This window comes from Novosphingobium sp. (assembly GCF_037133355.1).
GTDB lineage: Bacteria > Pseudomonadota > Alphaproteobacteria > Sphingomonadales > Sphingomonadaceae > Novosphingobium.
Genome location: NZ_JBAXOI010000016.1, coordinates 47,597 through 70,501, shown reverse-complemented (window position 1 = coordinate 70,501; position 22,905 = coordinate 47,597). Strand labels below are relative to the sequence as shown.

The 22,905-nt window shown below is 66.0% G+C and carries 21 protein-coding genes; 10 read left to right on the top strand and 11 right to left on the bottom strand.

Annotation, left to right across the window (positions count from 1 at the left end):
- Nucleotides 1-106: 106 nt before the first annotated feature.
- Nucleotides 107-1,681 carry a helicase HerA-like domain-containing protein gene (locus WCL10_RS15415; protein WP_336896554.1) on the top strand — a complete coding sequence of 525 codons (1,575 nt, stop codon included), beginning with the start codon at nucleotides 107-109 and terminating at the stop codon, nucleotides 1,679-1,681.
- Between the two features lie 129 nt (nucleotides 1,682-1,810).
- Nucleotides 1,811-4,474 (top strand): M1 family metallopeptidase, encoded by a 2,664-nt coding sequence (locus WCL10_RS15410; RefSeq protein ID WP_336896553.1) that lies wholly within the window; start codon nucleotides 1,811-1,813, stop codon nucleotides 4,472-4,474.
- Nucleotides 4,475-4,478: 4 nt separating this feature from the next.
- Here WCL10_RS15410 and WCL10_RS15405 read toward each other — a convergent pair whose 3' ends face one another.
- The 6 genes from WCL10_RS15405 to WCL10_RS15380 all read right to left on the bottom strand — a co-directional run bounded on the left by WCL10_RS15405 (nucleotide 4,479) and on the right by WCL10_RS15380 (nucleotide 10,087).
- The gene (locus WCL10_RS15405; RefSeq protein ID WP_336896552.1) at nucleotides 4,479-5,921 is read right to left on the bottom strand and encodes an ATP-binding protein; all 1,443 of its coding nucleotides are present in this window, start codon (nucleotides 5,919-5,921) and stop codon (nucleotides 4,479-4,481) included.
- On the bottom strand, nucleotides 5,914-6,672 hold the full coding sequence (locus WCL10_RS15400; protein WP_336896551.1) for a response regulator: 759 nt from the start codon (nucleotides 6,670-6,672) through the stop codon (nucleotides 5,914-5,916). The genes WCL10_RS15405 and WCL10_RS15400 overlap by 8 nt, the downstream gene beginning before the upstream one ends.
- A gap of 2 nt (nucleotides 6,673-6,674) precedes the next feature.
- Nucleotides 6,675-7,340, bottom strand: coding sequence for an EF-hand domain-containing protein (locus WCL10_RS15395; protein ID WP_336896550.1), 666 nt, complete (start codon nucleotides 7,338-7,340; stop codon nucleotides 6,675-6,677).
- Between the two features lie 115 nt (nucleotides 7,341-7,455).
- Nucleotides 7,456-7,851: a cupin gene (locus WCL10_RS15390; protein WP_336896549.1), complete on the bottom strand. Its 396-nt coding sequence runs from the start codon at nucleotides 7,849-7,851 to the stop codon at nucleotides 7,456-7,458.
- Nucleotides 7,852-7,856: 5 nt separating this feature from the next.
- Complete coding sequence (locus tag WCL10_RS15385) at nucleotides 7,857-8,231, bottom strand: VOC family protein (RefSeq protein ID WP_336896548.1); 375 nt, start codon at nucleotides 8,229-8,231, stop codon at nucleotides 7,857-7,859.
- Between the two features lie 56 nt (nucleotides 8,232-8,287).
- Nucleotides 8,288-10,087 carry an aminopeptidase P family protein gene (locus WCL10_RS15380; RefSeq protein ID WP_336896593.1) on the bottom strand — a complete coding sequence of 600 codons (1,800 nt, stop codon included), beginning with the start codon at nucleotides 10,085-10,087 and terminating at the stop codon, nucleotides 8,288-8,290.
- A 61-nt stretch (nucleotides 10,088-10,148) separates the two neighbouring features.
- Here WCL10_RS15380 and WCL10_RS15375 point away from each other — a divergent pair, with 61 nt between their 5' ends.
- Both WCL10_RS15375 and WCL10_RS15370 read left to right on the top strand, forming a co-directional pair.
- Entirely contained in the window at nucleotides 10,149-12,236 is a 2,088-nt protein-coding gene (locus tag WCL10_RS15375; protein ID WP_336896547.1) for a S9 family peptidase, read from the top strand.
- Nucleotides 12,237-12,238: 2 nt separating this feature from the next.
- The gene (locus tag WCL10_RS15370; RefSeq protein ID WP_336896546.1) at nucleotides 12,239-12,637 is read left to right on the top strand and encodes an acyl-CoA thioesterase; all 399 of its coding nucleotides are present in this window, start codon (nucleotides 12,239-12,241) and stop codon (nucleotides 12,635-12,637) included.
- Here WCL10_RS15370 and WCL10_RS15365 read toward each other — a convergent pair.
- Both WCL10_RS15365 and ald read right to left on the bottom strand, forming a co-directional pair.
- Nucleotides 12,634-14,343, bottom strand: coding sequence for a diguanylate cyclase (locus WCL10_RS15365; protein WP_336896545.1), 1,710 nt, complete (start codon nucleotides 14,341-14,343; stop codon nucleotides 12,634-12,636). The two genes, WCL10_RS15370 and WCL10_RS15365, sit on opposite strands and share 4 nt — an antisense overlap.
- A 41-nt stretch (nucleotides 14,344-14,384) precedes the next feature.
- Nucleotides 14,385-15,500, bottom strand: coding sequence for an alanine dehydrogenase (gene ald / locus WCL10_RS15360; protein WP_336896544.1), 1,116 nt, complete (start codon nucleotides 15,498-15,500; stop codon nucleotides 14,385-14,387).
- A gap of 134 nt (nucleotides 15,501-15,634) precedes the next feature.
- Between ald and WCL10_RS15355 the strand changes: the two genes are divergently transcribed.
- Nucleotides 15,635-16,099, top strand: a complete 465-nt coding sequence (locus tag WCL10_RS15355; RefSeq protein WP_336896543.1) for an Lrp/AsnC family transcriptional regulator — start codon at nucleotides 15,635-15,637, stop codon at nucleotides 16,097-16,099.
- Here WCL10_RS15355 and WCL10_RS15350 read toward each other — a convergent pair.
- Nucleotides 16,059-16,493: a hypothetical protein gene (locus tag WCL10_RS15350; protein WP_336896542.1), complete on the bottom strand. Its 435-nt coding sequence runs from the start codon at nucleotides 16,491-16,493 to the stop codon at nucleotides 16,059-16,061. The genes WCL10_RS15355 and WCL10_RS15350 overlap by 41 nt on opposite strands.
- A 234-nt stretch (nucleotides 16,494-16,727) precedes the next feature.
- On the opposite strand from WCL10_RS15350, the gene WCL10_RS15345 reads away from it, so the two are divergent.
- On the top strand, nucleotides 16,728-16,859 hold the full coding sequence (locus WCL10_RS15345) for a hypothetical protein (RefSeq protein WP_336896541.1): 132 nt from the start codon (nucleotides 16,728-16,730) through the stop codon (nucleotides 16,857-16,859).
- Complete coding sequence (locus WCL10_RS15340) at nucleotides 16,852-17,259, top strand: hypothetical protein (RefSeq protein WP_336896540.1); 408 nt, start codon at nucleotides 16,852-16,854, stop codon at nucleotides 17,257-17,259. Before WCL10_RS15345 ends, WCL10_RS15340 begins: the two co-directional genes overlap by 8 nt.
- 76 nt (nucleotides 17,260-17,335) lie before the next feature.
- Here the strand turns inward: WCL10_RS15340 and WCL10_RS15335 are convergent, their stop codons facing one another.
- Both WCL10_RS15335 and WCL10_RS15330 read right to left on the bottom strand, forming a co-directional pair.
- The gene (locus tag WCL10_RS15335) at nucleotides 17,336-19,753 is read right to left on the bottom strand and encodes a DNA translocase FtsK 4TM domain-containing protein (RefSeq protein WP_336896539.1); all 2,418 of its coding nucleotides are present in this window, start codon (nucleotides 19,751-19,753) and stop codon (nucleotides 17,336-17,338) included.
- 110 nt (nucleotides 19,754-19,863) lie between these two features.
- Complete coding sequence (locus tag WCL10_RS15330) at nucleotides 19,864-20,349, bottom strand: thiamine phosphate synthase (protein ID WP_336896538.1); 486 nt, start codon at nucleotides 20,347-20,349, stop codon at nucleotides 19,864-19,866.
- 58 nt (nucleotides 20,350-20,407) lie between these two features.
- Here WCL10_RS15330 and WCL10_RS15325 point away from each other — a divergent pair, with 58 nt between their 5' ends.
- From WCL10_RS15325 to WCL10_RS15315, 3 genes are all read left to right on the top strand, one after another.
- On the top strand, nucleotides 20,408-21,088 hold the full coding sequence (locus tag WCL10_RS15325) for a YggS family pyridoxal phosphate-dependent enzyme (RefSeq protein WP_336896537.1): 681 nt from the start codon (nucleotides 20,408-20,410) through the stop codon (nucleotides 21,086-21,088).
- Nucleotide 21,089: 1 nt separating this feature from the next.
- Nucleotides 21,090-22,376 (top strand): hypothetical protein, encoded by a 1,287-nt coding sequence (locus WCL10_RS15320; RefSeq protein ID WP_336896536.1) that lies wholly within the window; start codon nucleotides 21,090-21,092, stop codon nucleotides 22,374-22,376.
- Between the two features lie 62 nt (nucleotides 22,377-22,438).
- Nucleotides 22,439-22,903, top strand: coding sequence for a cupin domain-containing protein (locus tag WCL10_RS15315; protein ID WP_336896535.1), 465 nt, complete (start codon nucleotides 22,439-22,441; stop codon nucleotides 22,901-22,903).
- The last annotated feature ends 2 nt before the right edge of the window (nucleotides 22,904-22,905 follow it).

The following is a 22,905-nucleotide window of genomic DNA, read 5'->3' as shown; positions in this document are numbered from 1 at the left end:
GCGGCGGTCTCTGCCGGATGCAAAAAGCGCTTCCCTCCGGTTTCATTCCGGGGGAAGACAGCATCGGGATCAGGTTCGAACCACAAGACGCGCGGAAAGAGTGCTCATGGACGATATCTACATTGGTCTTGGCGCGAACAAGGAGCGGCAAGTGCTCCGGCTGGACCGCGCCAACCGACACGGCCTTGTCGCGGGAGCGACCGGCACGGGCAAGACGGTGACTCTTCAGGGCATGGCCGAACAGTTTTCGGCGCGCGGTGTGCCGGTGTTTCTGGCAGACGTGAAAGGCGATCTTGCCGGCATCGCGATGCCCGGCAGCCCGACGTTCAAACATGCCGACGCGATCGAGGCACGGGCGAAGGAACTGGGCATCGATCCCTTCACCTATGCAGACAATCCAGTGGTGTTCTGGGACCTCTATGGCGAGGCGGGGCATCCCATCCGCACCACGATTTCGGAGATGGGTCCGCTGCTGCTGGCGCGGCTCATGGGCCTCAACGAAACGCAGGAAGGCGTGCTCAACATCGCGTTCCGCTATGCCGACGACAACGGCCTGCTGCTGCTCGATCTGCCCGACTTGCAGGCGACGCTGCTTGCCTGCGCAGAGAACGCGAGCGCGCTTGCCGGTAAATACGGCAACATCTCGAAGGCCAGCGTTGGCACGATCCAGCGCCAGTTGCTCGCTTTCGAAAGCCAGGGCGCGGACCGCTTCTTTGGCGAGCCCGCGTTCGAGATCAACGACTTCATCAAGATCGACGACCAGGGGCGCGGCATGGTCAATGTGCTCAGCGCCGAAAAGCTGATGCAGAGCCCCAAGCTCTATGCCACGTTCCTGCTCTGGCTGCTGAGCGAACTGTTCGAGGCCCTGCCCGAAGTGGGCGATCCCGAAAAGCCCAAGCTGGTGTTCTTCTTCGACGAGGCCCACCTCCTGTTTGAGGACGCGCCCGCCGCGCTGTTCGACAAAGTGGAGCAGGTGGTGCGCCTGATCCGATCGAAAGGCGTGGGCGTCTATTTCATCTCGCAGAACCCGATCGACATTCCGGAGAAGATCGCCGGACAACTCGGCAACCGGGTGCAGCACGCGCTGCGCGCCTTCACCCCGCGCGACCAGAAGGCGATCCGGGCGGCAGCGGAGACCTTCCGCATCAACCCCGATCTCGATGTCGAAACAGTCATCACCGAATTGAAGGTGGGCGAGGCGCTGGTTTCCACGCTCGATGCCGATGGCGCGCCGGGGATCGTGCAGCGCACGCTGGTGGCGCCGCCGCGTTCGCGGCTGGGGCCGCTGGACGCGAAGGAGCGCGCGATCATCCAGTCGATCAGCCCGTTCGAGGGCAAGTACGATGCGGCGGTGAACCGCGAATCCGCCGCCGAAGTGCTGGCGCAGAAGGCCGCCGATGCGGCAGCGGCCGCGCAGCAGGTGGAAGCCGAAGGCGAAGAGGCGCAGCGGGCAAGTGCCCGGCAGACCCCTTCGATGTGGGGCAAGGCGGGCAAGGCCGCGGTCGGCGCGATTGCGGCTTCGGCGGGATCAGTGATCGCGGCACAGATGACCGGCCGGAAATCACGCGCCTCGCCCCTCGAATCCGGCGCAAGCGCGATTGTCGGCACGATCGCGACGCAGATCGGCGGCGCCGCTTTCGGGCGGTTTGCGCGCGGGCTTCTGGGCGGACTGCTGCGCTGAGGTCGCGGTCCGTGCCGTTCGACGACCTCCACAGGTGGTTGGTCGAAAGCGGTTGCGGATGCAACAGGATCGGGGCAGTCAGGCGGCATTCCATTCCGGGCTGATCCCGGATTGTTCTGAAAGGTGTTCATGCGTTCGATTTTGCTTGCCGCGACGATGCTCGCCGGCGTTCTGGTTGCCACGCCCGCACTGGCGCAAACGGCTGCGGCCGAGACCCCGATTCCGGCCGAAGCCGGCACAATGCCTGCGGGCAAGCTCGAGGGCGCGGTGGTGCCGCAGGCCTACCGCCTCGACCTGACCGTCGATCCTGCCAAGGACCGCTTCTCCGGCCATGTCGAGATTGAAGCCGATGTTAAGAAGCCGGGCCGCTATGTCTGGCTGCATGGGCGCGATCTCAAGGTCGGCAAGGTGACCGCGATGGTCGGCGGCCAGCCGGTTTCGGGCACGTTCCGCCAGGTCGATCCAACCGGCGTCGCGCTCGTCACCTTTGATGCGCCGCTGCCTGCGGGCAAGACGACTTTCACGTTCGACTACGACGCCCCCTTCGGCGACGGCCCGGCCGGGATGTTCCACATCAAGGTGGGCGATGACTGGTATTCGTGGACCCAGTTCGAATCGATCGACGCGCGCGCGGCTTTCCCCGCCTTCGACCAGCCCGGCTTCAAGGTTCCCTGGAACGTAACGCTGCGCACGCCTGAGGGGCTCAAGGCTGTCAGCAACGCGCCCGAGATCAAGACCGAGACCGTGAACGGCATGACCGTCCACACCTTCGGCCAGACCCTGCCGCTGCCGAGCTACCTCGTCGCGATGATGGTGGGCCCGTTCGTGACCGCGGAAGGCGTGGTGCCGCCCACCCCGCAGCGCGCGACGCCGTTGCCGATCCGCATCGTTTCCACCAAGCAGAACGCTGGCAAGCTGAACTTCGCGCTCGAAGGCACCAAGGGCGTGGTCCAGCACCTCGAGGCCTATTTCGGCCAGAGCTTCCCCTACCCCAAGCTTGACCAGATCACGACGCCGATCCTGCCCGGCGCGATGGAGAACGCGGGCGCGGATCTCTACAACGACAGCATTCTCGTCATGGACGATCAGGCCTCGACCGAGCAGAAGCGCACCTTCGGCATGGTCGTCGCCCACGAACTGGCGCACCAGTGGTTCGGCGATCTTGTCACCCCGGCATGGTGGGACGACATCTGGTTGAACGAAAGCTTTGCCAACTGGATGGGCTACCGCATCGGCAACGAGTGGCGCCCCGATCTCAACATCGGTGCGGGTGCGCTGGCCGAAGGCTTTGGCGCGATGGGCATCGACGCCCTCGTCGTGGGCCGTCCGATCCACCAGAAGATCGAGAAGAACGCCCAGATCGACGCCGCTTTCGACACGATCACTTATGGCAAGGGCGGCCACGTCGTTGCCATGATCGCCGCGTTCATGGGCGATACCAAGTTCCGCGACGGCGTGCGCGGCTACATGGCGGCGCACAAGTATGGCAACGCGACGAGCGCCGAGTTCTTCAAGGCCATGGCCGAGGCGGCGGGCGACCCCCGCATCCTGCCCGCAATGCAGAGCTTCACCGACCAGCAAGGCGTGCCGCTGGTGACGCTGGAGCGCGCCGGGCCGGACAGCTGGAAGGTAGCCCAGAGCCGCTACCTGCGTCTCGGCATGAAGGGCCCGGCCACAAAGTGGGGCGTGCCGCTGTGCTTGCGCCAGAGCGATATCCGCCAGTGCACCCTGCTGACCGAAACTTCCGCAACCGTTACGCTCAAGAGCGCGGGGCCGATCATGCCCAACGCCGGCGGTACCGGCTACTACCGCTTCGAACTTCCCGCGAAGGAATGGGACGAGCTGATTGCCGCGACCCCGACGCTAAGCGGCAGCGAGGCACTGGCGGTAATGGACAGCCTCAATGCCAGCTTCTACGCCGGGCGGGTGAGCGCGGACCAGCTCATCGCCGGAGCGCGCTCGCTGGCTGCCAATCCCGACAGCTATGCCAGCGGCGATGCCGTGGGCTTGCTCGAGGCGATGGCGCAGCGCGGGGTGATCGCCGAAAGCGCCAAGCCGCAGTACCGCGCCTTTGTTGACGGGCTCTACGCGCCGCAGCTCAAGGCCATCGGCTTCGATCCGCGCAGCGGTGCCCACGCCGGCGATGATCCGGAGCGGCAGCAGCGCCGGGTCCAGCTGGTCGGCCTGCTCGCGGGTTCCGCCCGCGATGCCGCGCTGCGCCAGCAGCTCAGCACGGCGGTCGATGCCTACCTTGGCGGCGATGCCGCGGCGCTCGATCCTGCTTTCTTCGGCGCGGCGTTCGATGCCTGGCTCGGGGCCAACGGGATCGAGGGCGCGAAGCGGCTGGTCGACAAGGCGCTGGCCTCGGAAGACCCGCTGTTCCGCCCCAACGCGCTCGGCGCGCTGTCCGGCAGCGGGAGCCCCGCGATCGCCAAGTGGCTGCTCGACGAGTTTCAGGACAAGCGCCTGCGCCAGTCGGAACGGCTCAACTTCGTGCGCGGCGTGGTGTTCACCGCCGAGACCCGCGACTGGGGCTATACCTGGATGAAGGCGCATCTCGACGATCTGCTGAGCGGCGGCGCGGGCATCTTCTTCGGCGCACGCCTGCCGCAGATCCTCGGCAACTTCTGCTCGGTGGCGCAGGCCGACGAGTTCGACGGGCTTCGTGCCAAGTTCGCGGGCAAGTCGGGCGCGCTCGAGCTTGAGCGAACGATCGAGCGCGTGCGCTCGTGCGGCAAGCTCAAGGACGCGCGCGGGACCGAGCTGACGGCGGCCATCGCCAAGCTCAAGTAAGCGACTAGGCCAAAGGCAGACGCAATGTGGCGGTGAGACCTGTGGTCTCACCGCTCGCGCCACCCTTGGCGGGCCGGTTGGCGAGGTGGAGCGACCCGCCGTGCTGATCGGCGATCGCGCGGGCAAGCGTGAGCCCGAGGCCGGTGCCGCCCGTTGCCGAATTGCGCGAGGCTTCGAGCCGGGTGAAGGGCTCCATCATCCGCGCGATCTCGTGGCTTGGAATGCCGGGGCCGTCGTCCTCGACCGTGAGCACGGCCTCGCCACCTTCGCGGCGCAGGCTGACGCGGGCGCGGCTGCCATAGCGCAGCGCGTTCGAGACGAGATTGCGCAGCGCCCGCCGCAGCCAGGTGGCACGCAGCGGCATGACCATGCGCTCCGCCTCGCCCAGCGTGACGTCCTCGCCCATGTCCTCGTATTCGCCCACGACATCGGCAACGAGCGCGGAAAGCTCGGTCGGCTCGAGCGGATCGGACGGGCGGCCAACGCGCGCGAGGCTCAGAATATCGTCGAGCGAGCGGTTGATATCCTCGATACCGGCGGCCATGCGGCCTCGCTCGATATCATCCTCGACCGCCTCGATCCGCACACGCAATGCGGCAAGCGGCGTTTTGAGATCGTGGCCGATGGCGCCGAGCATGACGTCCTTTTCATCGAGCAACGCGCCGACGCGGCGTTCCATCGCGTTGTGCGCGACGATCAGACCGCGGATGTCGTCGGGACCTTCGGGGGCGAGCTGCCCGGCGGGTGCGCGCGAGCGGGCAAAGGCCTCGACTTGCGCGGTGAGTGCCTTGAGCGGCCGCGCGATGCGCCGCAGGATCAGCGCGACCGCGCCGACGAGGACGAGGTAGATGAAAAGCGTCTGGATCACCAGCGTTGCGAGCATTGCTCGTTCGGTGCGCGGGGCGAGCAGACGGGCGGTGAGCCAGGTGCCGTCGGCGCGGCCGATCGCGGCAATGATCAGCTGGGGGCGCGGTGCGCCGGGCGGGCGGGCAAACCCGCGAGTGGCCAGCCAGGCAGCGATGACCGGATCGCGCGCCGGATCGCGTTCGGCCACGAAGAGACGCGCGGCATCAACGCCTTGCGCTTCGAGCACCTGGCGCAAGGCATGCTCGATCTCGGGACGGCGGCGGTCACCAGCGATCTGCGGCGCGCGCAATTCTTCCTGTACGCGCAGCGGGCGCGGCATGCGAAAGCCGATTTCGGGCGGCTCTCCCGGCGGGCCCGGAGGCGACGGGGGCCCAAGCGGCGCGCGCGGATTGCGGCCGAGCAGACTGAACGCGGCATAATTGACGAGGCCGGCGAAGTGCCGTTCGTGCTGCATGCGCCACATCAGCGCGGCAGACAGCCCCTGCGCGATCATCAACGCAAGCGCGATGGCGAGCAGCATCTGGCCTTGCAGGCTGCGGGGCCAGAAGCGCGGCACGAGGCGGCGCGCGGCATCAGGCATCGGTGGGCACCCGGCGCACATCGGCGGCGAGCATGTAGCCTCCGCCCCAGACCGTCTGGATCAGTTCGGGATTACGGCTGTCACGCTCGACCTTGCGGCGCAGGCGGCTGATCTGGTTGTCGACCGCGCGGTCGAACAAGTGCGCCTCGCGGCCTTGCACCATGTCGAGCAGGCGGTCACGGTCGAGCACCTGACGCGGGTGATCGAGGAAGGCGACGAGGAGGCGGAACTCCGCGGAAGAGATCGCCACGACCGCGCCTTCGCGGTCGATCAGACGGCGGCGCAGCGGATCGAGCCGCCAGCCGTCGAAGGTGTAGTGAAGCTGATCCGCAGCCGGGTTGTCTGCCGCGCCCGGCGCGCGCGCGGTACGGCGCAGCACGGAGCGGATGCGGGCAACGAGCTCACGCGGATCGAAGGGCTTTACCACGTAGTCGTCGGCGCCGATCTCGAGCCCGACGATGCGGTCGGTTGCCTCGCCGCGCGCGGTGAGGAAGATGACGGGGAGCTGGCGCGCCTCGATCAGGTGTCGGCAAAGCGAGAGGCCGTCTTCGCCGGGCATCATGATGTCGAGGAGGACGATATCGAAGGTTTCGCCGGCAAGGCGGGCGCGGGCTTCGGCAGCGCTGGCGGCCTGCTCGGCAGCAAACCCCTGGCGGACAAGATAGTCCGCCAGGGGTTTGCGCAGGGCAGCCTCGTCATCGACCACCAGTACGCGGGTCGTGGCGTGAGTGGGGGCGGGGGCTGCCGCCATGCTCAGGCACCAGGCGGCGGCGGTGGCATGTCACCCATGTCCCCGCCCATGCCGTGACCATGGCGCATGCCGTGACCCCAGCCCCCACCGTGTTCCTTGCGCATGGACATCCATGCAGCGCGGCGTTCAGCGGCGGTCAGCTTGCCATCATGGTTGGTATCGGCCGAATCGAAGCGCGTCTTGACGGCCACATCGAATTCGGTGCGGGTGATCGTGCCATCATGGTTGGTATCGGCCTTCTCGGCCATTTCATGGAGCATGCGCGCGCCGGGGCCCATCATCATGCCCATTCCTGCGCCGCGTGGCGGGGGCGGCATGCTGCCGGGGGCGCCATCGCGGACTCTTCCACCCTTCCAGCCGCCTTCCATCATTGCCTTGTGATGCTCCATGAACTCGGCCTTGCTGATCGAGCCATCGTGGTTGGTGTCGATCATGTCGAACATCTCGGCCATCTTGGCCTCACGGTCCGCCTCATTGAGCACACCATCCTTGTTCACGTCCAGATGCGTCCACATCATGTCTGCCTTGGCCTTGGCATCGGCCCAAGTCTCTGTCCCGCCGCCCATGGGATCGCGGCCAGGTTCGGCGAAGGCGGGGTAGACGGCGTAAAGCGCCGTGGATGCGGTGAGCAGAATGGCCGCAGTGGCGGCCACAGTGGATTTCTTCATGGTCTCGGTCCTTCGGGCAGAATGCGGGGGCTTTCCGCTGTCTTCCGTTTAGACCGGGCTTGTCGCAGGGTTATCCCGCAGACGCGGTATTTTGTCGCACTTTGTCGCGCGGGTTTCAGCGCGGGCGATGTTCCGTGCCGAAGCCGGCGGTGATGAAGAGCGCGGTCGCTTCGGCCGAAATCAGGTCCATCGTGTGCCACGCGCCGGGCGGGTTCACCGCGTATTCGCCCCCGACGAGACGGACCTCGGCTGTGGTGCCGTCGGCCAGTTCCTGGTGCAGCACCGCCTCACCCGAAAGCAGCAGCACGACTTCATCGCCCGCCGGATGCATTTCCCAGCTATCCCAGCTTTCCGTGAAGCGATGCTGGCTGACGAGGCGGCCTTCCGCCCCATCAGCGCCGTGGCGGGCGATATAGTCACCGTACCACTCCATGCCGGTGAACGCGGGCTGCGGCACCGCCTTCGCTCCGAGCCCGATATGGATGGGATGGGTATCGAGGCGGTGCGCCATGGTGATCAGCTCCCCATCACGAAGGCATTGAGCTTGTTGCCATCGGGATCGCGGAAATAGGCGGCATAGAACCCGCCTTCGCCGCGCGGTCCCGGAGGCCCTTCGCATGTGCCGCCGTTCGCGAGCGCTGCGGCATGGAGCCTGTCCACCTGCGCGGGATCCTTGGCTTCAAGCGCGACCATCACGCCGTTGCCGACCGTGGCGGGTTCACCATTGTAGGGCTTCATCAGGCCAATCCCGGCCGCACCGCCCGCCTCACCCCAGGCAATCGCGCCGTCCCATTCGTACATGCGCTTGGTGCCCAGTTCAGCTGCCAGCGCATCGTAGAATGCCGCGCCGCGCGCGAGATCATTGGTCCCCAAAGTCACGTAGCCGATCATGCCGTCCTCCTCTTCGCCGAGTCGCGATAGAAAGAACATATCACGAACAAATTTGCTTACAACGGGGCGCAGGCCGACTCCAGCCAGGCAAGATCCGCGCCCGCAAGCTGCGGAGCGAGCAGCGCGCGGACTTTGGCGTGATAAGCATTCCACCAATCCCGCTCGTGCTGCAGCAGAAGCGCAGGCTCGACCAGCGCGGCGTCGATGGGCGCGAAGGTCAGCGTTTCGAAGCCCATGAACATGCCTTCGGCGCCCGGAATCACGCGCTCTTCCACAAGCACGAGATTCTCGATTCGGATGCCGTATTCACCGGCCTTGTAGTAGCCGGGCTCGTTCGAGAGAATCATCCCCGGGAGCAGCGCCTGCCCCGTGCCGGCCTGCCCGCCCGCCGCCTTGGCGATACGCTGCGGACCTTCGTGGACGGCGAGGAAGCTGCCCACCCCGTGGCCGGTGCCGTGCGCATAGTCGAGCCCGGCAGACCACAGAAACTGGCGGGCAAAGCTATCGAGCTGGCCGCCATTGGTGCCTTCAGGGAAAACCGCGAGATCGAGCGCGATGTGGCCCTTGAGAACGCGGGTGAAGCGGTCCTTCACTTCGGTTGGCGGCGCATCGGGGCCGATCCAGACGGTGCGGGTGATATCGGTGGTGCCATCGAGATACTGGCCGCCCGAATCGACGAGGTAGACGCTGTTCGGCTCGATCTGGCGATTGCTATGCTCGTCCACCTTGTAGTGCGGGACCGCGGCATTGGGGCCCGCGCCCGAGATCGTGTCGAACGACAAATCGCGCAGCAGGCCGGTCTTCTCCCGCTCGGCGCGCAAGGCGGCGGCGGCGGAAAGTTCAGTCTCGCCGCCCTTGGGCGCTGCTTCGGACAGCCAGCGCAGGAAGCGGGTGATCGCGGCGCCATCGCGCGCCTGCGCTGCGCGGTGGCCGGCCTGCTCGATCGGGTTCTTGCAGGCCTTGGGCAGCACAGTGGGATCGGTGAGCGAGACCGCCTCGGCACCGGCAGCTGTGAGCTGCGCATAGATCGCGGCGACGGCGCGCTCAGGATCGACCGCGACTTTCTTGCCGGCCAGCGCAGCGAGCGCCGGGGTGAAGGCGGCGCGGTCCTGAACTCGCACGGCATTGCCGAGGTGCTGCGCGAGTTCGGGCGTAACCTTTTCAGGCGCGATGAAGAGGTCGGCCGTTCCGTCGGCATGGGCGAGCACGAACGACAGCGCAACCGGCGTGCAGTCGACATCGCTGCCGCGCATGTTGAGCAGCCAGGCGACCGAATCGAGCGCGGAAATGACGGCGGCATCAAGGCCCTTGGCGGTGAGCCACGCGGCCACTTCGGCGCGCTTTTCGTTGGCGGAGGCACCGGCGTATTCATCGGGATGAACGAGCGCGGGGGCTGGCGAGGGTGCGGGGCGGTCCTGCCAGATCGCATCGACGGGGTTCTGCTGGACGGCGACGAGCACGGCATTGCGGGGCCTGAGCGCAGCGGCGACGCCGTCGGCCCAGTTCTTGCCGTGGAGCCACGCGTCATAGGCGATGCGTCCGCCCTCAGGGGCGTGCTGCCCGAGCCATGCCGCGACCGAAGTCTGCGGCACGGATTGGTAGTCATAGAGCCGGCCGTCGACCTGCTCACGCACTTGCAGCGTGTAGCGCCCGTCGACGAAGATCGCCGCCTTGTCCTTGAGCACCACGGCAGTGCCGGCCGAGCCGCCGAACCCGGTCAACCAGCCGAGGCGCTGGGCATAGGCACCGACATATTCGCTCATGTGTTCGTCGGAGATGGGAATGACGAAGCCATCGAGTTCCTGCCGCGCGAGTTCCTTGCGCAGGGCATCGAGGCGGGCTTCGTGGGTGTTCATCAGCATGGGTCTTGTCCTGAAGCGTATGACCCGCCTTGCGGGCTTATGCTGCACACCATAGATGCTAGGCATGACGGAAACCACCCCCGCTGCGCCGCCGGTTGCGGCCAAGAAGCCTCACACCTTCACCCACCACGGCGTGACCATCGACGACCCGTATCACTGGCTGCGCGATCCGGGGTATCCCGAGGTGACCGACGCGCAAGTGCTGGCGCATCTGGAAGCGGAGAACGCGTGGTTCGAAGCGCGGATGAAACCGCTTGAGGCAACGGTGGAGACGCTGCTTGCCGAAATGCGCGGGCGGATCAAGGAAGCGGACAAATCAGTGCCGCAGAAGGATGGCGATTGGCTCTACTGGATCGAGTACGAGGAAGGCGCGGAATACAAGAAGTGGTGGCGCCGGCCCGTGGCGGGCGGACCGGACGAATTGATCCTTGATGAAGTGGCGCTGGCCGAGGGGCTCGATTATTTCCGGCTGGGCGCGCTTTCAGTCTCCAGGGATGGGCGGCTGCTGGCCTGGGCAGTCGATGACAACGGCTCGGAGCGCTTCACCGCGCGGATCAAGGTGATCGCGACCGGTGAGGTGTTGCCCGATGTGATCCACGGCACGCTTTCGGCGCTGATCTGGGCGGCGGGAGACAAGGCGCTGGTCTACAGCCTCGCAAATGCGCAGTGGCGCACCGACAACGCGCGGCTGCACTGGCTGGGGACGCCGGTGGAAGACGATGTCGAACTTTTCCACGAGGACGATGAAGGCTTCCGCGTATCGGCAGGACTTTCGGCCAATGACGAGTGGCTGGTGATCGCGACCGGCGACCACGAAACCAGCGAGGTGCGGCTTGTGCCCGCCGCCGATCCACTGGCCGCGCCGCTGCTGGTGCGAGCGCGGCAGACCGGGGTGGAATACGATGTGGATGTGCGGGGCGAGACGCTGTTCATCCACACCAACGACCGCCACGAGAACTTCCGCCTTGCGACCGCACCTCTCTCGAGCCCCGGCGAATGGACCACGCTGATCGAGGGCACCGACGACTTCTACCTGACCGGGTTCGACCTGTTCCGCGATTTCTATGTGGTGGAGGGCCGGGTGCGCGGGCTCGACCGGGTCGAGGTGCGCTACTACGATGATCCAGCGCGGATCGAGCCGATCCTGTTTCCCGAAGCGAGCTACGAGGCCTCGCTGGGCGACAATCCCGAGTGGGCGATGGACAAGCTCAGGGTCAGCTACGAATCGATGACCAGCCCGGCTTCGGTCTATGACTACCATGTGGCTGAACAGCAGCTTGAACTGCTGAAAACACAGGAAATCCCGAGCGGCTATGACGCCTCGCTCTATGAGACAGCGCGGCTGGAGATCTCCGCGCGCGATGGCACGGCGGTGCCGGTCTCGGTGGTGTGGCGCAAGGACCGGGCGGCCAGGAACGGGACAGGGGGCGGACCGCTCTATCTCTATGGCTACGGCGCCTATGGCATTGCCATCGGGCCGGGATTCTCGACCGCACGCCTCAGCCTTGTCGACCGGGGCTTTGCCTATGCCATCGCGCATATCCGGGGCGGTGATGATCTGGGGCGGCGCTGGTACAAGGCGGGCAAGCTGGAGCAGCGCACCAACACCTTCAACGATTTCGTCGATGTTGCGAAGGGGCTGATCTCGGAAGGGTTCACCGAGGCGGGCCGGATCGCAATAGCCGGCGGATCGGCGGGCGGCGAGTTGATGGGCGCGGTGGTCAATTCCGATCCCGAACTGTGGGGCGCGGTGGCGGCGCATGTACCGTTTGTCGATGTGCTGGCCACCATGCTCGATGCCGACTTGCCGCTGACCCCGGGCGAATGGCCCGAATGGGGCAATCCGATCGAGGACAAGGCGGCGTTCGACCTCATCCGCTCTTATTCGCCCTACGATCAGGTGCGGGCGCAAGACTATCCGCCGATGCTGGTGACCGCGGGCCTCAACGATCCGCGCGTCACTTATTGGGAGCCGGCAAAGTGGGTGGCGAAGCTGCGGGAGCTCAAGACCGACGCGAACGAACTGCTGCTCAAGACCAATATGGGCGCAGGCCATGGCGGCAAGTCGGGCCGGTTCGAAGGGCTGCGCGAGACGGCGGAGGAGTTCGCCTTCATCCTCGCGCAATTGGGTGTGGCGGCCTGACCATGCACACCAAGACCTTCACCGCAGGGCCCGAGCACATCGATGTGCTGGGCCATGTCAACAATGCGGTGTGGGTGCAGTGGATGGAAGCGGTGGCCACCTCGCACTGGGAAGCGCTGGCAAGCCCGGAGCAGCAGGCGGCCTTTGTCTGGGTCGTGACGCGGCATGAGATCGACTATCGCGGCAATATCGCGCTCGGCGAAAGCGTGACGGCGGAGACGTTTGTCCCCGATGCCCCGCGCGGCGCACGGTTCGACCGGCGGGTCGATTTCCGCCCGGAGACCGGCAAATCGGCAGGCAAGGTGATCGTCAGCGCGCGGACGCAGTGGGTGCTGATTGACAAGGCCAGCGGGCGCATCCTGCGGGTGCCGGCGGACATGGCGGCGCTGTTTACCGGCTAGGCCATGCGTACCTGGAAATCGGGGGTGAAGCCGGTCAGCCGCTCGCGCATCGTGCGGTTGCGGCCGAGGCGCTTGGCTTCGTAGAGCAGGCGGTCGCAATGGCTGTAGAGCACGGCGAATTCGACATCGAGGTTGCCCGAAAGATCGTGCTCGACAAGGCCCATGCTGGCGGTGACGACATGACCGAGGCCCGGCACCGCAGCAGCGATGCGCGTGCTGAGCGCGCGGCGGCAGCGTTCGGCGCGCTCGGCGCCGCCGGGCCCGCGCAGCAGCAGCAGGAATTCCTCGCCGCCCATCCGGATCGCGCAGGATTCGCCGTCTTCGGCCAGCACCGTGGCCACCACTTTGAGCACGGAATCGCCCACCGCATGGCCATGCCGGTCGTTGATGCGCTTGAAGTGATCGAGATCGATGACGGCCATGGTGCGATAGCCGAGCCGGAACAAGTCGTTGAACCGCCGTTCGATCGAGTGGCGGTTCCACAGGCCGGTCAGCGCATCGCGCCCGGCGACGCCTTCAAGCTCGGTCGCCCGTGCCGTGGCAAGATCGCGTTCACGCCGCAGCTCGAGGAAGCGGATCACGATGCCAAGCGAATTGGCGAGGACCTCTGCGGCCAGCGCCAGCTGGAATACGACGACTGATTCAGTCGGCCGCGCATGGGGCAGGATATAGGAACCGATGCGATAGACCCCGACCATCAACGTCGGCATCCAGCCGACCATCAGTATCGGCACGAGCTTGCTGCCGCGCCGCCAGGCATCGATGAGGCCGCACAGGATGAGGCAGATGGACAGCGAGACCGCGCTGTAGACGCCCAGCGCGCTCCATGGGCGCAGCACCGCAAACGGCAGCGCGGTGAACACGCCTCCGGCCATGACCAGAGGCGCGCAGCCGATGAGCACGCGGCGCAACTTCGGCGAAAGCGCCTCCGGCTCGAGGAAAGTGAGCAGGAACATGAGCCCCGAGGCGGCCACCACGCCGAAACAGAGGCTGCTGATCGCAATCTCGGTTGCGGCATCGGGATCGGCGCCGATGTGGATGAAGCCGGTGCCGACCACGGTCTGCACCAGCATGAGGCCGACCATCACGATGTGCCACAGCACAAAGGGCCGGCGCAGCACGATGTAGAATCCGAAGTTGAGCAGAAGCGGCACGACCAGCATCCCGCAGATCGCGGCCATGGCAACGATCACGCCCATGTCCCAGCCGGTGCCCTCGACCGCGCTGTCGAGCCGTGCTTCGCTGGCGATGGTCTTGTTCCAGGGCTGATCTATGCGCACCGCGACCAGACGCGGGCGGCTCGCCGTATGCGGCAGCGGGAGGACCATCATCGGCCCGGCAATCAGGTGACGGACAGTCGCCGGATAATAGCGGGCGGTGCGCACCGCGCCGTCTTCGCCAACCACCCAGATGGTGATCGCCGAGAACTTCGATGCGTGGGTAACCAGGCTCTGCGCGCGTGGCTGAGCGAGATCAGTCAACCGGTAGCGCAGAAACAGGCTTTCGGGGCCGATGTCATAGCGCGAATCCTGGCAGGTCCAGCTCTGCGGCGCACCGCGCAGATCGCGGTACGTCTCGTTCGCCGCAGCCGTGGCATGGCAGCTCTCGCTTGCGGTGATCGGCGCGGCGGTAGCAGGCACGGCAAACAAGCTGGATAGCAACGCTACCAGCCCGAACAGCACAAACCTGCGCCAGATCCAGTCCATGAGGCCGGGCCTAGCGCAGGTGACCTTAGAGGGGAGTTAACTCACCCCAGAATTTCGCCGAGGGGCTTGTACGCATAGCCAAGCTCGCGCGCGACTGCGGCATACGTCACCGAACCGGCATGGACATTGAGCCCTTCGGCAAGATGCGGATTGGCGGCGAGTGCGGCCTTCCAGCCGAGATCGGCGATCTTCAGCGTGTGCGGCAGGGTCACGTTGTTGAGCGCGTAGGTGCTGGTGCGGGCGACCGCGCCGGGCATGTTGGCGACGCAGTAATGCACGATGCCGTCAACCACGAAAGTCGGCTCGGCATGGGTGGTCGCGCGGCTGGTTTCGAAGCAGCCGCCCTGATCGATCGCGACGTCGACCAGCACCGCGCCGGGCTTCATCGTGCCGAGCATCTCGCGGGTGACGAGCTTGGGCGCGGCGGCACCGGGGATCAGCACCGCGCCGATCACGAGGTCGGCCTCGGCGACACAGTCCGCCAGATTGGCGCGGTTGGAAAAGCGCGTCTTGGCGCGGCTTTCGAAATGGGTTCCGAGCCGCTCCAGCACTTCGGGGTCGCGGTCGAGGATCGTGACATCGGCGCCCAGCCCGGCGGCCATCTGCGCCGCATTGAAGCCGACCACGCCGCCGCCGATCACAGCGACCTTGCCCGGCAGCACGCCCGGCACGCCGCCCAGCAGCACGCCGCGCCCGCCGTGCGCCTTTTCGAGCGCGGTGGCGCCGGCCTGGATCGCCATGCGGCCCGCGACCTGGCTCATCGGCTTCAAGAGCGGGAGCTGGCCTCCGGGACCGGTGACGGTTTCATAGGCAATCGCGGTGACGCCGGACTTCACAAGGTCGGCGGTCTGCTCCGGATCGGGCGCGAGGTGGAGGTAGGTGAAGAGCACCTGGCCCTCGCGCAGCATCGCGCGTTCGGCCGCCTGCGGTTCCTTGACCTTCACGACCATTTCGCACCCGGCGAAAATCGTCGCGGCGTCGGCCTTGATGATGGCACCCGCCGCCTCGTAGTCGCGGTCCGAAGCGCCGATACCGAGCCCGGCGCCGGTTTCAACCCAAACTTCGTGGCCATGCACGGTCAGTTCGCGCGCGCTTTCGGGGGTGAGGCCGACGCGATATTCGTGGTTCTTGATTTCCCGGACTGTACCGACACGCATGACAGGCTCCTCTGGCTGGCCGCTTGCCCAAGGATACACCCGGGCGCGCGCGCTGTTTTGCCTATTTGCAGGCTTGCTGGCGCCTGTTTTGGTGATATTTCCTGATATAGTCCTATTTATCAGGAAATTCTTGCATGGATCGTACTGACGCCGCGCTAGTTGACGCATTGCAGCACGACTCGTCGCGGCCCATCGCGGCGCTGGCGGAACACGTCGCGCTCTCGCCCTCGGCATGCCATCGCCGCATCCGCGCGCTGGAGGAAGCCGGGGTGATCAGCGGCTATGCCGCGCGCATCGATCCCCGGCGGATCGGCCTTGCGGTCGAGGTCTTCGTCGAGATCACGCTGACCAGCCAGAGCCGCGAGGCGATGGACCGGTTCGAGCGCGCGGTGGGGGATTTCGATGACATCCTCGAATGTCACCTGATGTCTGGCGGGGCGGACTATCTGCTGCGCGTGGCGGCGGCGGACCTTGACCAGTACGACCACATCCACCGCGATTGCCTTGCGCGGCTGCCGGGGGTCTCGTCGATGCGGTCGAGCTTCTCGCTCAGGCGGATCAAGCGCTTCGCCGGCTATCCGGTGCCGCGCGGACGCTGAACGGCGGGGGCTTGCGAGGACGCGGGGCGGTGGTGTCGGCGCTGTCGATCAAGGTCAGATCGCTGCCAGGCTCGTCCATACCATAGCGTTCGCGCAGCTCGAGCTTGAATGCCTCGATCGCCGCCTCATCGGGCAGGTGATCGACGGTGAAGCGCCGCACTACCAGCTCGTCCGCGCTGTCGAGAACGGTCAGGAAACGGCCCGAGACCATCTCGGCCAAGTGCGTCACGTCGAGCCCGTCGGCGATCGACCAGCGGTGCCGGCCCCAGGTGACGATACGGCGGCCGCAGTGCCGACAGATGCTGTAGATCCCGCCATCGTCCTCGTGAAAGCGCCATGGGGTCGGCTGATGCGCCCTCGTGAACCAGCACTGGGACAGGGCTACATAGGGCATGCCAGGGCCTTTCCTGCGGGTTGCTCGATCCTCGGGCAATGGCCCGGGGGACCGGCAACAGCGCCGATGGCCATGCCGCGCCGATGCTGGTCAGGTTAAGGAACGGCGGGCGGACGGAAAGATTTAGGGGCCAAGCCAGACTCGTCCGCTTTGGCGCAATTTCGTCCGCGATTATCGGTTGCACCGCGTCAATCGCTTGCCCTAGCCTCACAAGATCAGGCGGGGGCATTCACCATGGACATTCACAAGCCGAAGCCGGTGCATTCCTGGCGCGAGTTACTGAACGAGATCGTGATCATCGGCGGCATGCTGATTGTGGCTCGGGTTGATCAGTTAGTGACCCGTCTGGTGTCAAGACATGCCTGAAGCCGACTGTATCGTTGTCTGCACCACCTCGCGATTCAGATGTGCAATCGTGTTAGTCGCGTTAATTGGTTTGATATTAATGGAAGGACTAGCTTATCTGGAAGGCTGGGGCCCTGAACACTCAATGTTCTATCCTATTTTTGGTAATGCGTTGCCACTTGTGGCGTCTATTTCAATTGGATACGGAATATATCTGTTTTCCGTAATTTATAATAAATCATCGACATATTGCGCTATTTCCGGAGGAATTTTGAAAATTGCCGGCCAGAGACGCGTGAAATTATGTGATATTTCAAGTGTTATTTTAAAACGTAAATGGACTGGATTGAGTACCATTGTAATTTATACAAATACAAATATAATTGCGCTAAGTAGTTTTTTTTGTTTACGAAAATATTGATCAGGTATTCGAAAAAATACAAATGAAGGTTAGTCAAAAATAAACAGACTCAACACAACTTTCATTGGGCAATCCCTCACAGCGGATTGCCGTCCTTGTCGCGGTAAATGTCCCGCCGCCCGACATGGTTCGCCGGACCGACAAAGCCATCCGCTTCCATGCGCTCGATCCATTTGGAGGCGGTGTTGTAGCCCACGCCCATCTGGCGCTGGACCCAGCTCGCCGAGGCTTTCTGGCTTTCGAACACGAGCTGGCAGACCTGGCGGTACTTGCGCTCTTCCGGATTGTCGGAGGCGGTCGCGTCCAGATCGTCGAAGCCGAAGCTGCCGTCCTCGGGTTCCTCGGTCACGCTATCGACGTAGTCCGGGCTGCCCTGCCCGCGCCAGTGATCGGCGACTCGTTCGACTTCCTCGTCGCTGACGAAAGGCCCGTGAACGCGGCTGATCGCGCCGGTGCTGGGCTTGTAGAGCATGTCGCCCTTGCCGAGCAGCTGTTCGGCGCCCTGTTCGCCAAGGATCGTGCGGCTGTCGATGCGGCTGGTGACGGCGAAGCTGATGCGGGTCGGCAGGTTGGCCTTGATCACGCCGGTGATGACATCGACCGAGGGGCGCTGTGTCGCCATGATGAGGTGGATGCCCGCCGCGCGGCTCTTCTGGCTGAGGCGCTGGATCAGGACTTCGATTTCCTTGCCAACGGTGACCATGAGGTCCGCCAGCTCGTCGACAATCACCACGATCTGCGGCAGCACCTGGTAATCGAGCTGCTGCTCCTCGAACAGTTCCTCGCCGCTATCGGGATCGAAGCCGACCTGGATACGGCGGCCAAGCGGCTTGCCCTTGCTGGCGGCGGCGCGGACCTTCTCGTTGAAGCCCGAGATATTGCGCACGCTGACCGAGGACATCATGCGGTAGCGCCGCTCCATTTCCTCGACCGCCCACTTGAGCGCGCGAACGGCCTTGGCGGGCTCGGTCACCACGGGCGAAAGAAGGTGCGGAATATCGTCGTAGGACTTGAGTTCGAGCACCTTGGGATCGACCAGAATCAGGCGGCACTGCTGCGGAGTAAGGCGGTAGAGCAGCGACAAAAGGATGCAGTTTAGCCCGACCGACTTGCCCGATCCGGTAGTGCCCGCGACCAGCAGGTGCGGCATGGTGGCGAGGTCGGCCACGATCGGCTCGCCCGCGATATCCTTGCCGAGAATGATGGGAAGCATGCCCTTCGAATTGACGAACTTGTCGCAAGAGACGAGCTCGCGGAACGAGACCATGTCGCGCACCGTGTTGGGCAGTTCGATGCCCATGACGGTGCGGCCGGGGATCGAGGAAACGCGCGCGGAAATCGCGCTCATGTTGCGGGCGATATCGTCCGCGAGGCCGATGACACGGCTGGCCTTGATGCCGGGGGCGGGCTCCAGCTCGTACATCGTGACGACCGGGCCGGTGCGCACGGCGGTGATTTCGCCCTTCACGTTGAAATCGTCGAGCACGTTTTCAAGGAGGCGCGCGTTGCGTTCGAGCGCGAGCTTGTCGATCTTGGGGCCAGTTGCGACGGGGAGCGGTTCGAGGATCTCGAGGCCCGGCAGTTCGTACTGGTCGAACAGATCGCCTTGCCGCGCACGGGCGGCCAGCAGCGCCGGGGCGGGCGGGCGCGAGGGATCGGTGATCTCGGTCTGGCGGCGGCGCGAAGTGGGCGCCTCGGGCATGGCGACGGGCGCGGCTGCGTCGTCGGCCGCTTCGCCCCGCGTCTTGGGCTGGCGCCTGGGCAGCAGCGTTGCCACTCGCGCTTCGCCTTCGCCGGCCGCCCGGTTGCCCCGGCGCAGGAACGACGGCATGCGCGGCAGGCGGTGCCAGTCGAGGGCGAAGACCTGCGCGGTCACGACCAGCCCGGCGATGACCGAAATGAATGCAGCGATGCCGATGATCCACGCCCCGGCCCCGGGCACGAGGTGCGCGATCGCACGGATCGCCGCCGCACCGAGCAGGCCGCCGAGGCCGCCTGCGCCGGCCGGCAACGTTCCCCCCGGCGCGGTCACGACCAGCGCCAGCGCGGTACCCAGCAGAACCATCGCAACTGCGAGCATGAGCGCGAGCCGCCACCATGCCGGCAGCGAGGGCAGCGCCTCGTCATCCTCGTCGGTATCGATGAGGTCTCCGGCCGAGTCCCACAGACGCCGCGCGAAGACATAGAGCAGCGGCAGCAGGAGCACGCCGGGCAGGCCAAAGAACAGGAGCACGCGTTCAGCCGCCCAGGCGCCGCCGATGCCCATCCAGTTTTCGACCGGGCTGCCAGATGCCGTGCTGCCCGATGGATCGGTCTGGGTATAGCTTGCGAGCGCGAGACCGAGCCCGGCCATGGCGGCAAACAGCGCGGCCGCGCCGAGCAGCTCGGCACTGCGGCGGAAGCTGCGGCGCAGGATTGCGCGCCAGTCGGCGGCCTTGCCCCTGCCGTTTGCAGACCGCTGGCCGGCGGGGGAAACGAGAGCCCGAGATGCCATGAAACCTGTCCCTTCTCGCGCCCTTCATGCGCCCGAAGGGGGGATCGCGTCAAGAATTCATGGCAGGCAAAACCCTAGGAATCCCGGCGAGTCGCCGCAATCCGGCGGCCTTACGCCAGCCCGTCGATCGCCGCCCAGCCCCACACCGGCAGCCGCGCCGCGCGGCGCTTTGTCATGCCGCCAAGCGCGATCACGGGCAGCGGCGAGCGCCGCGCCAGCAGCAGGAAACGCACTGCCCCCAGCACCGGCGCGCCGGGGTGCGAGCGGGTGGGGAAGACCGGCGAGAGCAGCACCGCCGAGGCCCTCGCGCGCACCGCCGCGCCGATCTCGGCCAGCGAATGCGCCGTCGCCAGCCGCAGCCCCGCGCTGCGGCCCAGGGCATGCGGCGCGGCATAGCGCCCCTCGCCCCGCCATCCGCGCGCCTCGCCCGCAGTGATCACCGCGATGCCGCGCAGCGCGCAGCGCCGCCGCAGCGCCTCAAACCGCGCGCGGCGTTCGGGAGGCGGCAAGTGGTAGTGCCGGTAGACCAGCGCACTGCCACGCGGCAGGCGCGCGATGGCGGCATCAAGCCGGTGATCATTGCGCGCATCGCTCAAGAGAACGACCTGCGGGACAGGATGACACCGGTGCATCGCGTGGCTATAGCACCGCCCCATGACCGATCCAGAGGCCCCTGAGGCCGCCGCCACGCCGCTGGCCGCGATCCGGGCGCGCATCGCCCAAAGCGCTATGATAGCCCGCCGCAAGGCCGACGAGATTACGCTCGTCGCCGTTTCGAAGACGCACCCTGCAGAAGCGATCGTGCCGCTGATCGCCGAGGGCCAGCGCGTGTTCGGCGAGAACCGGGTACAGGAGGCCGAGGCCAAGTGGCCAGCAGTGCAGGAGGCGCATCCGGACGTCCGGCTCCACCTCGTTGGCCAGCTCCAGTCAAACAAGGCCGAAGAGGCGGTGCGGCGCTTCGATTGCATCCATTCGCTCGACCGGCCCTCTCTGCTCGCCGCGCTGGCGCGGGCGATGGACAAGACCGGGCGGCAGGTGCCACTTTTCGTGCAGATCAACATCGGCGACGAACCGCAAAAGGGCGGCTGCGCAATTGCCGACCTGCCGGCGCTGCTGGCCGAGGCGCGCGTGGCGGCGCTGCCGGTGATCGGGCTGATGTGCGTGCCGCCCGCGGGGATCGAGCCCGCGCCATTCTTTGCGCTGCTCGGCAAGCTTGCGGACGATCATGGCCTTGCCGGGCGCTCGATGGGCATGAGCGACGATTTCGAGACCGCGATCCAGCTGGGTGCAACCCACGTGCGCGTCGGCTCGGCGCTGTTTGGCGCGCGAGGCTGAAGTGAAACACCTTTTCCCCCTCGTCCTGCTGCTGGCCCCGGCATCGGCCATGGCCCAAATGGACCACTCACAGATGGACCATGGCGCTATGGACCATGGCGCTATGGACCATGCCTCCACCACTGATGGCGCCATGAACATGTCGTGGATGTCGATGGATGGAATGGGCTCTGGCACGTCGCGCCTGCCCGCCACGGAGGCCATGCGCGGCGTCCATCTGATGCCTTCCACGCGCGACATGGTCATGATCCAGGCCAATGTCCTCCCCGTCTACTCCGACCAGGGCGGCCCGCGGGGGGGCACCAAGTTCTATGCCCAGTCGATGGCCATGCTGATGTGGATCCACGATCTCGGCGGCGGCGCGAAGCTGACGGGGCAGGCGATGATGAGCCTTGAGCCAGCGATGCGGCACGAGGGCTATCCGCTGCTCTTCGCGACCGGCGAACTCGCCAATGGCCGCCCGCTGGTCGACCGCCAGCACCCGCATGACCTGTTCATGGAGTTGTCGGCGCGGCTCGACCTGCCGGTGGCGCCGGGGCTCAAGGTCTTCATCTATGGCGGGCCGGTGGGCGAACCCGCTCTTGGCCCCTCCGCCTTCATGCACCGCGCTTCGGCCCAGTATAATCCCGAGGCGCCGATCACCCACCACTGGTTCGATTCGACGCATATCACCTACGGCGTGGTGACCGCCGGGCTCGCCGGCAAGTCGTGGCAGATCGAGGCAAGCGCCTTTCGCGGTCAGGAACCTGATGAAAACCGCTGGAGCATAGAGCGCGCCAAGCTCGACAGCTGGAGCGTCCGCGCGAGTTTTGCGCCATCGAACCGGTGGCAGATGCAGGTGAGCTATGGCGAACTGAAACAGCCCGAAGCCTCGCACCCCGGGGAGAACGAGCGCCGCTTCACCACGTCGGCCCATTACAACGACGGCAAAGGCCTTTCGGCCATGGCCGCGTTCAGCGCCAAGAAACGTGTGCCGGGCGGCACCAACACCGCGTTTCTCGGCGAGGTCAACTGGGACGCCAATGCGCACGACACGCTGTTCGGCCGGATCGAGAACGTGGACAACGACGAGCTGTTCCCGGACCATGACGACCCGCTGCACGATCAGGCCTTCCGCGTGACCAAGTTCGAGCTTGGCTATGCCTACCGCTTCCGCCTGTTCGGACCGGTGCAGGTGGCGCTCGGCGGCACCGGGGCGCTCTTTGCCAAGCCCGCCGCGCTGAGCGCCGCCTATGGCAAGAACCCGATCGGCGCGACGGTTTTCGCGAAGATCAGCCTGACCAATTAGAGCGCAAGTTTCGGGACGCGACGGGCGGCCTGCGCCGCTAGCGCATGGGCAAGGAGAAACCCATGCGCCGCCTTGCACCGCTCCTCTTGCTCGCCGCCGCTCCGCTTGCTACCGCGGCCCCGCTCGCCGGAGGAGGATGGTCTGTTGACCAGATCCCGTGGCAGACCGAAGGCGCCCAAGGCACGCGTTTCGCGCTGCTTGAAGGACGGCGCGACCGACCGGGCTCGGCCTTTACTTATGCGTTCTCGATTCCCGCAGGCGCATGGGATGCGCCGCACAGCCACAGCGCCACCGCGCGGGTCTTTGTCGCGCGCGGGACCTTGCGCATCGGTTTCGGCGCATCGAACGACAAGGCTGCGGCCCTATCCTATCCCGCCGGCAGTGTCATCGTCGTGCCTGCCGGCGCGGTGCACTATGACGGCGCGGACGAGGACACGGTGATTATCGGCACCGCCGTTGGGCCGTGGTCGACGCGGTATCTGGACGGCTCGGCCCCCGCTTCGGCAGGAACACCGATCAGACGCTGAAG